This window comes from Microbacterium hominis (assembly GCF_013282805.1).
GTDB classification, from domain to species: Bacteria; Actinomycetota; Actinomycetes; order Actinomycetales; family Microbacteriaceae; genus Microbacterium; species Microbacterium hominis_B.
In genome coordinates, this window is the sequence record NZ_CP054038.1 from 3479679 (window position 1) to 3494016 (window position 14338).

11 protein-coding genes are annotated in these 14338 nt (G+C 70.0%); 4 read left to right on the plus strand and 7 right to left on the minus strand.

What is annotated here, in order from left to right; all coding sequences use genetic code 11:
- Window positions 1-21: 21 nt before the first annotated feature.
- Genes HQM25_RS15625 through HQM25_RS15635 form a run of 3 tightly spaced genes read right to left on the minus strand, consistent with a single transcriptional unit; the run spans window position 22 to window position 4542 of the window.
- Entirely contained in the window at window positions 22-2148 is a 2127-nt protein-coding gene (locus HQM25_RS15625; RefSeq protein WP_172991062.1) for a beta-galactosidase, read from the minus strand.
- Window positions 2148-3653 carry an apiosidase-like domain-containing protein gene (locus tag HQM25_RS15630; protein WP_172991063.1) on the minus strand — a complete coding sequence of 502 codons (1506 nt, stop codon included), beginning with the start codon at window positions 3651-3653 and terminating at the stop codon, window positions 2148-2150. Before HQM25_RS15630 ends, HQM25_RS15625 begins: the two co-directional genes overlap by 1 nt.
- A 52-nt stretch (window positions 3654-3705) precedes the next feature.
- Window positions 3706-4542 (minus strand): NAD-dependent epimerase/dehydratase family protein, encoded by an 837-nt coding sequence (locus tag HQM25_RS15635; protein WP_172991064.1) that lies wholly within the window; start codon window positions 4540-4542, stop codon window positions 3706-3708.
- A 201-nt stretch (window positions 4543-4743) separates the two neighbouring features.
- Here HQM25_RS15635 and HQM25_RS15640 point away from each other — a divergent pair, with 201 nt between their 5' ends.
- Complete coding sequence (locus tag HQM25_RS15640) at window positions 4744-5721, plus strand: sugar-binding transcriptional regulator (protein ID WP_172991065.1); 978 nt, start codon at window positions 4744-4746, stop codon at window positions 5719-5721.
- 21 nt (window positions 5722-5742) lie between these two features.
- On the opposite strand, the gene HQM25_RS15645 is transcribed toward HQM25_RS15640, so the two are convergent.
- The 4 genes from HQM25_RS15645 to HQM25_RS15660 form a co-directional block, all read right to left on the minus strand.
- On the minus strand, window positions 5743-6399 hold the full coding sequence (locus tag HQM25_RS15645; RefSeq protein WP_172991066.1) for an aspartate/glutamate racemase family protein: 657 nt from the start codon (window positions 6397-6399) through the stop codon (window positions 5743-5745).
- 3 nt (window positions 6400-6402) lie between these two features.
- Entirely contained in the window at window positions 6403-7317 is a 915-nt protein-coding gene (locus HQM25_RS15650) for a carbohydrate ABC transporter permease (protein ID WP_172991067.1), read from the minus strand.
- Between the two features lie 2 nt (window positions 7318-7319).
- Window positions 7320-8201 (minus strand): carbohydrate ABC transporter permease, encoded by an 882-nt coding sequence (locus HQM25_RS15655; protein ID WP_172991068.1) that lies wholly within the window; start codon window positions 8199-8201, stop codon window positions 7320-7322.
- A gap of 67 nt (window positions 8202-8268) precedes the next feature.
- Entirely contained in the window at window positions 8269-9597 is a 1329-nt protein-coding gene (locus HQM25_RS15660; RefSeq protein WP_172991069.1) for an ABC transporter substrate-binding protein, read from the minus strand.
- Between the two features lie 235 nt (window positions 9598-9832).
- Between HQM25_RS15660 and HQM25_RS15665 the strand changes: the two genes are divergently transcribed.
- Genes HQM25_RS15665 through HQM25_RS15675 form a run of 3 tightly spaced genes read left to right on the plus strand, consistent with a single transcriptional unit; the run spans window position 9833 to window position 14337 of the window.
- Window positions 9833-11818: a glycoside hydrolase family 127 protein gene (locus HQM25_RS15665; protein ID WP_172991070.1), complete on the plus strand. Its 1986-nt coding sequence runs from the start codon at window positions 9833-9835 to the stop codon at window positions 11816-11818.
- A 13-nt stretch (window positions 11819-11831) separates the two neighbouring features.
- Window positions 11832-13088: a RuBisCO large subunit C-terminal-like domain-containing protein gene (locus HQM25_RS15670; protein WP_172991071.1), complete on the plus strand. Its 1257-nt coding sequence runs from the start codon at window positions 11832-11834 to the stop codon at window positions 13086-13088.
- Window positions 13081-14337 carry a four-carbon acid sugar kinase family protein gene (locus tag HQM25_RS15675; protein WP_172991072.1) on the plus strand — a complete coding sequence of 419 codons (1257 nt, stop codon included), beginning with the start codon at window positions 13081-13083 and terminating at the stop codon, window positions 14335-14337. Before HQM25_RS15670 ends, HQM25_RS15675 begins: the two co-directional genes overlap by 8 nt.
- The last annotated feature ends 1 nt before the right edge of the window (window position 14338 follow it).

A 14338-nucleotide genomic window follows, 5' to 3' on the forward strand; every position in this document is an offset into this window, starting at 1 on the left:
GGCGCGTGAAACGAGCGCCGCTCAGGCGAGCGCCGAGTCCGCCCACACGGCGACCGCCCACGGCCCGAGCGTCACCGTCTCCCCGCTCGGGTATGCCCGCCCGCCGTGGAGGAGATCCTGCGCCGCCCGCGCCGTCGTCACCGACGACGGATGGGGCGACCAGTTGTGCAGCACCCACACGCGCCCGCGGGGTCCGATGAGGGAGTGCGCGGTCATCGAGCCTGCGAGCCCGGCGACCGGCGGGGCGGGATCCGGCGCCGGGGCGACGGCCGCGAGGAGGCGTGCGAGCATGGCCCGATCCGCGATCGTGCCGACCGTGAGCACGCGCCCCTCCCCGAAGGAATGTGCGACCGCGGCGGCGAACCGTCCGTAATGGGGGTGCCGGTAGCCGGCCACCACCTCACCGCCTTCCGGAACGAGCCCGTCGATCCAGCCCGACGCGACGCCCTCGACCCCCTCGAGCGGCCCCGAACCGCGCAGAGCGATCTCGCCGGAGAGCGCGGCGAACTCGTCGTGTCGCACCCCGGCCGCCGCACGCAGCACCCCCGGCGCCGTCACCGACCGCACGCGCCCGAGGCCGTCGGCGACGCCCGTGCGCGGTCCGAGGATGAGCACCCCGCCGCGCCTCACGTACTCGACGAGCACGTCCATCGTTCGATCGGCGAGACAGAACAGTCCCGCAGCGACGACGATCGGGAACCGCGCGAGCATCGCGGTCGCGTCGGGGAGCTGACGCTCGTCGACGACGCCCGCCTGAAGCCCGGCATCCAGCACCGCGCGCGCGAACGAGCGCTGGATCCGCGCGAACGAGCGCGGATCAGCCGAGCCGTCGGCCCGGGCGAGCGGAGGCTCGAAGTCCATCATCCATTCCGCGTCGCGCGACGAGAGGATCGCGACCTGCGCATCGGGCACGGCATCGGCGAGCCAGTCCTCGGCTGCGGCGAACTGGGCGGCGATATCGGCGATCTCGCCGTGGATGCGGCCCGGGCGGAGGTCGTGGCCGAGGATCCCTCCCCAGTGCGACTCCCATCCCGAGTGCAGCGTGTGCCAGTGCCAGTACGACACCAGGCGCGCGCCGCGCGATGCCAGCAGCCAGGCGGTCTGGCCGAGCTGACCGGCGTACGGCGGGCGCGTCTGGTGGGCGGCGCCGATCGATGCGGCGCCGGTCTCCGTGACGAGGAACGGCTCCTGGCGCGACCCGCGCATGCGGTCGGCCAGGAGCACGAGCTGCGGAACGTCGTCGGCGAACCACTGGTCGCCCGCTCCCTCCCTCTCGAGCTGCAGGGCGTCCTGCGCGATCGCGTAGGCGTTGCCGCCGGCGATATCGAGGGTCGCGCCGACGGCGACGTCGTCCATCGCGGGGCGGCCGTAGGCGATGCAGGTCGTGAGAGCCGTGGTCTCAGCGACCAGCGGACGGACGACCTCCGCCTGCCACGCGAGGTAAGCGGTCGTCTGCTCAGCCTGGAACCTCCGCCACGCCAGATCATAGGCGGGCGTCGTGTTGCCTGCGGGCGCCCAGAGCTCGTCGAAGGAGGAGATGCGGTGCGACCAGTAGGCCAGGCCCCACGCCCGGTTGAGCTCATCCGGCGTCTCGAATCTGTCGGCCACCCAGCCCCGGAACCGCGCGACGAGCTGTTCGTTGTGGATGAGATGCAGGCCCGCTTCGTTGTCGAGCTGGACGGCCACGAGGGCAGAGTGCCGGCCGTGCCGGCCGACGACCGTCTCGATCACCCGCCGCGCGTACCCGCGGAACAGCTCCGACGTGTAGTCGACCTCCTGCCGCCCACCCCACGGCACCGGCGACCCGTCTCGGCGCACCACGGCGAGTTCGGGATGCTTCACCTGCAGCCACGGCGGAATGGCGTACGTCGGCGTGCCCAGGATCACGTCGATCCCGTGATCGGCCGCGCCGTCGAGCACGGGGGTGAGCCACTCGAGGTCGAATACGCCCTCACGGGGCTCCCATGTCGACCACACCGACTCGCCCACCCGGATGACGGAGAGCCCCGCCTCGCGCATCAGCTGCAGATCGATCGCGAGCCGCGAAGGATCGGGCAGGTATTCGTTGTAGTACGCCGAGCCGAGCCGCGGTCCCCGCCGCCAGTGCGCGAGCCGGTCGATGCGCCGGCGCGGGGCGGTGGTCGTCATCAGCGCACCCGGGTGATCCGCAGCGCGATCGCCTCGCCCTCGGGCAGGGCGAGCGCGGCATCCGCCGTCGCGAAGGCGTCGTTGCGCCGCACGTCGTCGAGTGTGAACGTGCGGCCCGCGGGCGTCACCGTCATGCCCCACGTGTCGATGACGTCGACCTCGAACCGGTCGCCGACCTCGAGCGGCACTCCGCCGCTCCCCTGCGGCAGGCGGAACGTCCACTGCGCGGGCGCCGACCGTCCGAGGTACTGCAGATACTGATCCCGCGCGCGTCCGGCAACATGGGCGGGATCATCCCACTTGTCGATGGGATCGAGGCCGGGGATCCGCAGCTCCTCCAGGATGCGGCGGAGGAAGGCGAGGCGCTGCGGCGACCGCCCCCGCAGTCGGCCGCCCTCGACCATGTGGAGGCTGCCGCTCGGAATCGCGAAGCTCTCGCCGTGCGATGCGTAGCAGCCCGCCACGGTCGTGATCCAGAACTGGTGCACGAGCTGCTCCGCGGCGATGTTCCCCCAGCGCTCCGGGATGTCGCCCTCGTACTTGATCTCGTCGAGCACCACGGGCTTGCGCCACACGTCCCGATAGAGCGAGGCGCGGCCGAAGTCGGTCGTCGCCGACCCGTTCTGGATCGACGCGTGGGTGACCCACGACTGGTTGTTGTCGTAGATCTCCTCCCAGTTGTGGATCGATCGGAGGTGGTCGTGCGGGTCGATCTCGGCCAGGAGCGCACCGATGCGATCCCAGCGCTCCTCGGGACGGTCGAGCTGGTCGTACTCGTTACACAGCGACCACCACACATGCGGGTGGGCCGAGAGGCGCGCGACGAGGTAGCGCAGGTAGGCGGCGTCCTCCTCCTCGGTCAACTCGTTCAACCCGAACTGCCCACGGTCGTACGCGTTGTAGATGAGGACGTCGGCCTGGATGCCACGAGCCCCGAGCATCTCGACGGCGCGGTCGAGGCGCTGGAAGAAGGCGGGCACCGGCCGGCTCACGTCGTACCGCCCGTCGGTCTTCTCGAACGGCATCAGCGCGGGAACGTGCTCGACGTACCCGCCGCCCTGCGGGAAGACCATGAACCGCAGCTTGTTGAACCCCGCCGCCGCGATCTCGTCCACGGTCTGCGTGAACAGCGGCTCGTCCTGGTGCAGCCAGTTGTACGCGGTCGCGCCGACCGGCCGGAAGGGTGTGCCGTCAGCGTGAGCGAAGTGGAACCGGTGTGCGACGCGCACGACACCATGGTCCCCCGCGGCGGCGCCGGCGACCTCGACCTCGCCGGTGAGGCCGTCGAGCGCGGCATCCTCGCTCTCGGTCCGCCAGGACCACGTACCCGGCTCCTCCGGCAGGAACCGCACGAGGTAGCGGCGGCCGCCGTCCCAGAATCCCTGGACGGCGCGTTCAGCTCCGCCGCCGGCGCGCACGAACGCGGTCATCGGCGTGCGGGTGGCGGGGATCGGCACCTCCGGTCCTTCGAAGACGAGCTCGACGATCTGGTGCGGGGCGGTCATGCGGGTCCTCCGGGGATGAAGCTGTCGGTGGGCGGGGGGACGCGATCGCGGATCAGGCGGTGCGCCAGTCGTGCGCTGCCTCGAACCCGAGCCGCTCCCGGATCCTTCGGGTGGACATCAGCGACTCGTACTCCCCGAGGTCGTCGTCGACCGCTGTGCCGGGGAACCACAGGGCGGCGAGCTCCCTCGTCGGCCGCGCGTTGCCGGACTCGGGCGCCGCGACGTTGTATACCTCGAATCCGGGCTCCGCCGCCGCGAGGGCCAGGGCGATCGCCGTCGCACCGTCGCGGGCATCGATCCACGAGCCGATGAGGTCCCGCCGATATCCGGGGTCGGCTGCGCGCGCGAAGGTGCCGTACTCGTCGGCCGCGACCACGTTGGTGAAGCGGAGCGCCGTGATCGACATCCCGTCGCCCCAGCGCACCAGCTGCGCAGCCAGTGCCTCCTCGACCACCTTCCCCAGGCCGTAGGTGTTGTTGGCGCTCGTGTACGTCTCGTCGACGGGCAGGGCGGGCGGCGCCTCGTCGAAGGGGAAGCCCATCGCGGTGATGCTCGATGCCGACACGGCCGTGCGGATCCCCGCGCGATGTGCGGCGAAGAGCACGTTGAAGCTCACCGTCACGTTGTTCTGGAACGTCGCCGCGTCGGGCACGAGCCCGTTCACCGGGATGGCGGCGAGATGCACGATCGCGTCGAGGCCGCCGTGGCGCGCCGTCACTCCGAGGAGGGCGTCGAGGGTCTGACCGTAGTCGGACAGATCGACGCGCGTGAATCCCGGGCCGGGGGCACCCGTCAGGTCGAAGCCGATCACCTCATGCCCGTCCGCGCGCAGCCGATCGACCGTCGCGCGCCCGAGCTTGCCGCCGCTTCCGGTGACTCCGACGATCATCGTTCGACTCCGCATCCTCGAGGTGTCCGGTTCTTCTCGACCGGATTTGCATATTCATTCTAGTGTGCAATCACATGCACAGGCCAGGGGCGATGATGGGTGTGACACTCGCGTTCCCCCGCCGAAGTGAATATCCTTTCGTAAGCGAATGTCAATGCCGCCGATTCCCGGCCCACCGCATCGCCGACGATCGGAGAGCCCGTGCCCACGAGTCGATTCACGCGACCCCAGGACGGCCAGCTGCGCCTCATCACGAAGGTCGCCCGCATGTACCACGAGCGCGGCATCCGACAGGCGGACATCGCGACCGCGCTCTCCATCTCCCAGGCCAAGGTCTCGCGACTGCTCAAGCGCGCCGAGGCCACGGGCATCGTCCGCACCATCGTCACCGTCGCACCCGGCGTCTATGCCGAGCTCGAAGAGGAGCTCGAGCAGCGATACGGCATCGCCGAGGCGGTCGTGGTCGATGTGGACGCCGACGCCGACGAGCGCGAGACGCTCGCATCGATCGGCGCCGGCGCCGCCGCATACCTCGAGGCTTCGCTGTCGGGCAACGACCGGATCGGCGTCTCGTCGTGGAGCCAGACCGTGCTCGCGATGATCGATCGCATGCGCCCGTTCCAGGTGCGTGGCGCGACGGAGGTCGTACAGCTGCTCGGCGGAGTCGGCTCCCCGGAGGTGCAGAGCCACTCCCACCGCATCCTGGGCGAGCTCGGCAGCATCCTGGGCGCCGAGCCCGTGTACGTCCAGGCACCGGGGATCGTCGCCGGAGCCGGCATCCGCGACAGCCTGCTCACCGATCCCTCGATGCAGGAGGTGCAGCAGCGCTGGCGCGAACTGACCATGGCGATCATGGGAATCGGGAGCATCGAGCCGAGCGACGTGCTGGCTGAGAGCGGAAACGCGTTCTCGGACGCCGAACGACGCTCGCTCATGGCGGACGGCGCCGTCGGCGACATCTGCCACCGCATCTTCCGTGCGGACGGCTCTCAGGTGCGCGGCGACCTCGACGACCGCATCATCGCGATCCCCGTGGATGATCTGCTGCGGATCCCGCGCCGCGTCGGGATCGCCGGCGGCGCACGCAAGCTCGAGGCGATCCACGGCGCGCTGGCGGGCGGCTGGGTGACCGCCCTGGTGACCGACCTCACGACGGCCGAGAAGCTCGCCGAGCGCTGAGCCTCCGCAGCGGCGGAATCGTCAGGCGGAGAGCGTCTCGGCGAGTCGCTCGACCCCGAGTCGGGGGCTGGTGAGCACGGGCACCGAGACCGTCACGGCCTCGGCGGCGGACGCCATGGACGCCTGCGCGAGCACGATCACCTCGGCGTCCATGGCACCCCGCTCGATCGCGGCCGCGACCAGGCGGTCGTGCGTGGCACGATCACCGCCGGACACGGCCGCGAAGGCTCCATCGATGACCTCGCTGGTGAACTCGGGCTCCGCCCCCGCGAGGGCGGCCCGCTCCTCGAGCAGACCGAGGGTCGGACGGCACGTGGTCGCCAGGGTGGCGAGCACCCGGATGCGACGGCCGGCCGCGACCGCGGCATCGGCCATCGCCTCATCGACCCGGAGCACGCGCACGCCCGCAGCCTCGGCGGCGGGCGCGGCGAGCTCGGAGATCGACGAGCACGTGAACATGACGGCATCCGCTCCCCCCGCAGCGGCTGCCTTGACCAGGTCGTCGATGCGCTCGGGCACCGAGTCGGCGCGCGCGGCGTCGCCGAGATCCGCGACGATCCGGTCGTCGAGATAGTTCACGACGACCGCCCCCGGCAGGAGCTCGGCCGCGAGCGCACCGAACGGAGCGATGTTCACGGCTCCGGTGTGGAGGAATGCGATGCGGGGTGCGGTGGTCACGGTTCAGCCCTTCAGCGCGCCGCCGGCCATGCCGGCCATGATCTTCTTGTTGAGTGCCAGGAACAGCACCAGCAGCACCAGGATGTTGATGCTCACCGCGGCGAACAGCGGCCCGTACTGCGTCGAACCATACTCGTCCGAGAGGCTGAGCAGACCCACCTGGATCGTTGCCAGCTCGGGCCGGGTCGTGAAGGTCAGCGCGATCAGCAGATCGTTCCAGACGCTGAAGAACTGGACGAGCCCGATCGTGAGGATCGCGTTCTTCATCATCGGGATGCCGATCACGAAGAAGGACCGCAGCGGTCCGGAGCCGTCGACCGTCGCCGCCTCGAAGATCTCCCTCGGCACCGACCGGAAGTAGGTCGCCATGAGGAAGGTCGTCAGAGGCAGACCCATCACCGTGTAGGTGATGATCAGGGGCCACAGCGTGTCGGTGATGCCGATCCGGAAGTAGGTGATGAACAGCGGCACTAGGATCATCTGCCCGGGCACCATGATGCCCGCGAGGATATAGAGGAGCACGCCGTTGCGGCCCTTCCAGATCATCACCTCGAGCGCGTAGCCGGCCGCGACGCCGATGAAGACGATGAACAGCACCGACGGGATCGTCACCAGGATGCTGTTGAGCCAGTTGCGAGCGACGTTGCCGTTCGTGAGCGCCGTGACGTAGTTGTCGAACTGCCAGGTCTCGGGCAGCGACAGCGCGGGGTTGGAGAGGAACTCCGACTGCGTCTTGAACGACCCGAGGACCATCCACACCTGCGGATAGAGCACCACGATCATGAGGACCGCGACGACGATCCAGACGGGCAGGCGGCGCAGCGCCTTCAGGGCGGTGCGGCGCGCGCGACCGGGACGGGGCTTGTGGACCGTGGGGGTGGCGACCGTGTACATCGGGTCGGCTTGCGTCATCGTCATGATCAGACCTCCGCCTTCCGGCGCGACGATCGGAAGATCGCCAGGGTGAAGACCAGGCACAGCGCGGTGAGGATCACGGCGATCGTCGAGCCGTAGCCGTACTCGGCGAACTCGAAGGCGGTGCGGTACATGTACAGGGTCATGGGAGCGGTCGAGGTGCCCGGCCCGCCGCCGTTGAGCGCGAGGAGGCTGTCGAACACCTTGAGCGTGGCGTTGAGGCTGAAGATGATCGAGGAGAGCAGGATCGGCAGCGAAAGGGGCAGCACGATGTGGCGGACGAGCTTCAGGCCGTTCGCTCCGTCGAGGCGCGCCGACTCGATGATCTCCTCGGGGATGTCGAGCAGACCCGCGTAAAGCAGGATGGCGTAGAAGCCCATCGAGCTCCACAGCGTCATCACGATCGCCGTCGTCATGGTGCCGACGGTGGATGCCAGCACTTCGACGCTGTCGCCGCCGAAGAAGTTGATGATGTCGTTGACCGGCCCCTGGTTCTCGCCGACGGCGACGAAGCTGCGGAACAGCAGCGCCACGGCGACCGTCGGGAGGACCGTCGGGAAGAACACGAACGTCCGGACGATGGTCGACCCCTTGCGCAGGACGAAGACGTAGAGCAGCGCGAGCGCGTAGCCGAGGGCGACCTGCAGGACCGTCGCGACGATGGCGAAGAAGACGCTCACCCACATCGACTGGAGCGCCGCGGGGTCGGTGAAGAAGGTGGCGAAGTTCTCGAGGCCCACCCACTCGAACCCGCGGAGGGTGTTGCCCTCGAAGAACGAGAGTCCGAGCGACCAGCCGACGGGCACGACCTTGAGGAGCGTGTACAGCAGGAGCGCCGGGGCCAGCAGGATGAAGATCGTCTTCCGATCTCCGAAGATCGAGTTCATCTGCGAACTGCTTTCTCTGTGTGTGCCGGCCTCCCGAGCCTAGGCCCGGGAGGCCGGCGCTGACGGTTCAGCGGTTGCCGTCGATGCTCGCCTGGAGCTCGGTCATGTAGTCCTCGGGGGACATCTGCCCGGTCGTCAGCAGGGTCACATTGGTCGACGCGAGCGAGTTGCTCTGCGAGTCCATGAGGGCCTCGAACCACAGCACGGTCTCGTCGATGCCCGCGATGCGCTCCTGGATGGCGGCGGTGTTAGTCGGGATGTCGGTGACCTCGCCGTTCACCTCGAAGCCCGAGATCACGCCCGCGGACTGCAGCGCCTGCTGCCCGTAGTTCTCGGCGATGCAGCTGATCCAGTCGACCACCTTGGGACCGAACTGCTCGGCGTTGATGATCATCGGGGCGCCGGCGTTCGCGGCGTACTGGTCGATCGATCCGGCGCCGCCGTCGACAGCGGGGAACGGCATGAAGCCGATGTTGTCCTCGCCGATCTGGTTGCGCTCGGGGTCGTTGATCGCGCTGAGGAACCACGATCCGTCGTAGGTCATCGCGGCCTTGCCCGTGAGGAACATGTTCGACGAGGTGTCTCCGTCGCGCGTGGAGAAGCCCTCGCCGAAGTAGCCGGCGGCCGCGTAGTCGGCGAGCGCCTGGGCGCCGGCGACGTAGTCGGCCGAGGTGAGCTCGGAGTCGCCGTCGCGGACGGCTGCCATCGCCTCGGGTCCGACGTTGCGGAAGATGTACATGCCCATGAGACGCGTGAGCGGCCAGCCGTTGGCACCGGCCTCGGTCATCGGGACGACTCCGGCATCGAGGAGCGTCTGCGAGGCGTCGACGAACTCATCCCAGGTCTGGGGCTCCTCGACGCCGTTGTCGGCGAGGATCTGCTTGTTGTACCAGATCCCCTCGATGTTGTACTGGTACGGCATCGAGTACATGCCGCCGTAGACCTGCTCGACGGTGGATGCCGCGGCGGGCAGCACGTTCTCCCAGGCGCCCGAGCCCTCCAGCGCGGCCTTCAGGTCGCCGACGAGGCCGGCGGCGTTGAGGTCGCCGTCCGGGCGGATGAGGGCGGTGCCGGCGATCGTGTGCGTGGGGAGCGCGCCCTGGGAGGCCAGGAGCGTCACCTTCTGCACGGTGTCGGCCTGGGCGACCTTCTGGTGCTCCAGAGGCAGCGCCTCGTTCTCGGCCTCGCACGCGCCCTCGGCGAGTGCGGTCAGCTGCTCTTCGAGAACCGGGTTCTCGTTGGCGGTCATGACGGTGAAGGCCTCGGGATCGGTGCCGTCGCCCGAGCCGTCGCCGGACGAGCTCGAGCCGCCCCCGGCGCAGGCGGCGAGGGGCATCACTGCGGCGAGGGCAATACCGATCGCCGCGACGGAGCGGCGGTGGCTGCGGGTGTTCATAGCGTCCTCCTTGACGACGGCCATGGGTGTGGCGGGTACGACAGCGACAGTACGGATGAATCGTTTCTGTGTCAACAGTCAGGGTTGAAATTCTATTCACTTTGTGGCTCAATCGAGATGTGGCCGCGATGGATGCGGTCGCACGAACCCTCCGCAACGGGTCGCAGAAGACCCGCTCCGGTTGCCGGGGAACTTCCCCGGCGAGAGACTGAACGGCACTCGGAAGGACCACTCCATGCCCGCCACGACAGCGCATCGGGCCTCACTCCGCCCGCTCGACGCCACGCACGCGCGCTGGGCGCGAGGCTTCTGGGGAGAGGTGCACGATCGCACGCGAGACGTGACCATCCCCTCGATCTACGACTCGCTCGCCGACCCCGCAGTCAGCCCGGGCCTGCGGAACTTCCGTCTGGCGGCCGGGCTCGAACAGGGCGAGCACATCGGGCCGCCGTTCATGGACGGCGACTTCTACAAGTGGTTCGAGGCGGCCGTCGCGCGCCTCGAGACCGATCCCGATCCCGAACTCGCCGCGCAGCTCGAAGAACTGGCGCAGCTGATCGCGTCGGTGCAGCGCGAAGACGGCTATCTCCACACGCCCACCTTCATCTCGGAGCGCAACAGCGAAGCCGCTGTGGCCCTGGCCGACCGGTTCAACTTCGAGACCTACAACCTCGGGCACCTGATCACGGCCGGGGTGCGCCACCACCAGGTGACCGGTTCCCTCACGCTCCTGGATGCCGCGAAGGGCGCTGCCCGCTTCCTGTGGACCCTGGCGACGGAGAAGCCGCTCGAGCTCGCCCGCAGCGCCATCTGCCCGTCCCACTACATGGCGGTCATCGAGCTGTACCGCGCCACCGGCGACGAGCAGTACCTGCGCCTCGCCGAGGCGTTCGTGAAGGTGCGCGACGACTTCCAGGGCGGCGACGACAACCAGGATCGCGTGCCCGTGCGGGAGCAGACGGTCGTCGCCGGCCACGCCGTGCGCGCGAACTACCTCTACGCGGGCCTCGCCGATCTCGTGTCCGAGACGGGGGACGCCGAGCTGCAGGCGGTGCTCGAGAAGCTGTGGGCGGACGTCGTCGACACCAAGCTCTACCTGACCGGCGGCTGCGGCGCGCTCTACGACGGCGCCTCGCCCGACGGGTATCCGTGGCAGCGCGAGATCAGCCGGGTGCACCAGGCGTACGGCCGCGCCTACCAGCTGCCGAACACCACCGCCCACGCGGAGTCGTGCGCGAACATCGGAATGATCTTCTGGGGCGAGCGGATGCTCTCGCTCACCCGCGACCCCCGCTACGCCGACACGATCGAGCAGATCGCCTACAACAGCCTTCTCGCCAGCATCAGCCTCGACGGTTCCGAGTACTTCTACACGAACGCGCTCCGGCAGGTGCGGGATCTCCCCTACCCGCTCCGCCGACCCGGAGACACCGGCCAGCCGGTCGTTCCGCCTCCGCCGCCGTCCGACGAGCGACTGCGTCAGCGCTACCTCACCTGCTTCTGCTGCCCACCGAACATCGCCCGCACGCTCGCGCGGTTCCACGAGCGCGCCGCCTCCATCGGCGACGACGGACTCTACGTCCACCAGTACGGCGGCAGCGAGCTGAGCTTCACCACGGACGACGGCCGCGCACTCGCGCTGGCCGAGGAGAGCGACTACCCGTGGGACGGCCGCATCGTCTTCACGGTGATCGAGGCGCACGGCGGCGGCTTCCCGGTGCACCTGCGCGTGCCGGCCTGGACTCGGGATGCCGCGCTCGCGGTGAACGGCGAGCGGCTGCCGGCACCGGCATCCGGCGCCTACGTCGCGATCGAGCGCGAATGGGCCGTCGGCGATGTCGTCGAGCTCACGCTGCCGATGCCGATCCGCGTTCTGCGCGCCCACCGGCTCGCCGAGGAGGTCACGAACCAGGTCGCGATCCAGCGCGGTCCCGTCGTGTACGCGCTGGAATCGGCCGACCTGCCCGCGGGCGTCACGCTCGAGCAGGTGGCGTTCCGCCGCGGCACCGAACTCGCCACCATCGAAGCGGAAGTCGCCGGTCACCGCGTGATCGCGCTCGAGGGCGACTTCGTGCGTATCCCGGATGCCGACGAGGACGCGCTGTACGACGACATCGGGGAAGCCGACATCGACACGGTCCGCGGCCGCCTCGTGCCGTACTTCGCGTGGGGGAACCGCGGTGCCGGTGAGATGTCGGTGTGGCTCCCGGTGGTGTGGTGAGGTGGTGACGGGCATGAGCAGCCAGCACGTCGTCGCGACGTACATCATCGAGACCTCCCTCCCCCTCGCCCGCGCGGCCGAGGTGCTCGCGGGAGAACAGTCCACCGGCACATTCGTCCGAGTCGAGCGAGAGTCCGACGACGTGCGCGCACGCTTCGCGGCTCAGGTAGCGAGCCTGGAGGAACTCCCACTGACCGACGCCGGGCCGCTGCCCGGAACGATCGGCGACCCCGCGCTGCGCCGACGGGCGCGGCTGAAGCTGCGCTTCCCGCTCGACAACTTCGGCCCCAGCATCCCGAATCTCCTCGCGGCCGTCGCCGGCAACCTGTTCGAGCTCAAGGAACTCGCCGCGATCCGCCTCATCGACCTCGATCTGCCGCCCGCGTTCGCCGATCGCTACGCGGGGCCGGGGTTCGGGGTCGAGGGCACGCGGCGTCTGATCTCGCGACCGACCGGGGCGATGATCGGCACGATCGTGAAGCCGTCGATCGGGCTGCGGCCCGATGAGCTCGCCGAGGTGGTGGGCGAACTGGCCGCCGCCGGCATCGACTTCATCAAGGACGACGAGCTCCAGGGGAACGGACCGAGCGCGCCGCTGTACGAGCGGGTGCGCGCGGTCATGCCCGTGCTCGAGCGCCACGCCGATCGCACCGGTGTCAAGCCCATGTACGCGTTCAACATCACCGACGACATCGGCCGGCTCGAGGCCAACCACGACCTCGTGGTGGCAGCCGGCGGCACGTGCGTCATGGCGTGCATCAACATGGTGGGGCTCGCAGGACTGGAATTCCTGCGCGGCCACGCGGAGGTGCCGATCCACGGCCACCGCGCGATGCTCGGCGCGATCGCCCGCTCCGAGCAGGTCGGGATCGCCTTCCGCGCCTGGCAGAAGCTCGCCCGGCTCGCCGGGGCCGATCATCTGCACACGAACGGCATCAGCAACAAGTTCTACGAGTCCGACGCTCAGGTGCTCGACTCCATCGCGGCGGTGCGCGAGCCGCTGCTCGGCCTCACCTCGACCGTCCCGGTGCTCTCCAGCGGCCAGTGGGGCGGCCTGGCGCACGCCACCTACGACGCCGTGCGCACGACCGACCTCCTCGTGCTGGCGGGGGGCGGCATCCACGGGCATCCCGACGGCGCGGCCGCGGGAGTCGCGAGCATGCGTGCCGCGTGGGCGTCGGCCGAGAGCGGGGAATCGCCGGGAGCGGCGCTGGCCGCCTCGGAGCCTCTGCGGCGCGCGACAGAGCTGTTCGGTCCCGTCCGTGTCTGAGCTGCGCGCCGCGTTCTACGGCGACGACTTCACCGGGAGCGTCGACGCCCTCCTGCAGTTCGCGCGGCGCGGCTGGTCGGGACGCCTGTTCGTCGGACTTCCGGATGCCGCGGTGCTGACCGCCGCGGCATCCGCGGTCGACGTGGTGGGCATCGCCGGAATCGCACGGTCCCTGGCACCGGCGGAGATGGACGCGGAGGTTCGCCCCGTCTTCGAGGTGTTCGCCTGCCTGGCACCCGACCTCGTGCAGTACAAGGCCTGCTCGACCGCCGACTCCGCACCCGACGTGGGAAGCCTCGGCCGCGTCATCGAGCTCGCCCGCGAACGATTCGGAGAGCGCGCCGTGCCGATGCTGTTCGCCCAGCCCGACTTCGGCCGCCACACCGTGTTCGGCCAGCATTTCGCGGCCGAGCAGGGTGTGATCCATCGCCTCGACCGGCAGCCGACGATGTCGAACCATCCGTCGACGCCGATGACCGAGGCCGATCTCGCGGTGCACATCGGGCGCCAGACCTCCCTGCCGATCGGCTCGATCCCGCTCACCTCGTACGGCGACCTGCCCGGCCGCCTCGCCGCCGCCGGCGAGGCGGCGCTGGTGCTCGACGCCCTCACCGATGACGACCTCGTCACGGTCGGAGCCGCGCTGGGCGCACTCGCCCCGCCGGTGTTCGCGATCGGGTCCGGCGGGCTCTCCCACGGGGTCGCCGCCGCCGCACCGGGCGGCGAGGGCCCCATCCCCATGGCCACGGGCGAGACCGGCCCGGTACTGGTCGTCTCGGGCAGCCGATCCGCGCAGACCCGCCGGCAGGCAGACGCCGCGGCCGCCGCGGGCTGGCTGGTCCGGCCTCTCGTGCTGGGCGAGGAGGGGACCGACGCGGCCGCCGCTGTCGTCGCGTCTGCGCTCCGATCGGGCCGGAGCGTCGTGCTCACCTCCGACGACGTCGACGCGAGCGCGCACGGCCGTGCGCCGCTGGAGGCGATCGCCGAGGCCGCCGCCGGTGTGGTCCGGCGGGCCGTCCAGGCGGGCGTCGGGCGCCGCGTCATCGTCTGCGGCGGAGACACCTCGAGCCGCGTGACGCGCCTCCTCGGTGTCGGATCGCTCTCGATCGCCGCGAACCCGGAGGGCAACATCGTGCTGCTGCGAGCGCACGCCGATGACCCGGTGATCGATGGCCTCGAGCTGCTCCTCAAGGGAGGGCAGGTCGGGCGCGACGCGCTCTTCACGGACGTCGAAGCGCTCGGTCGCTGAG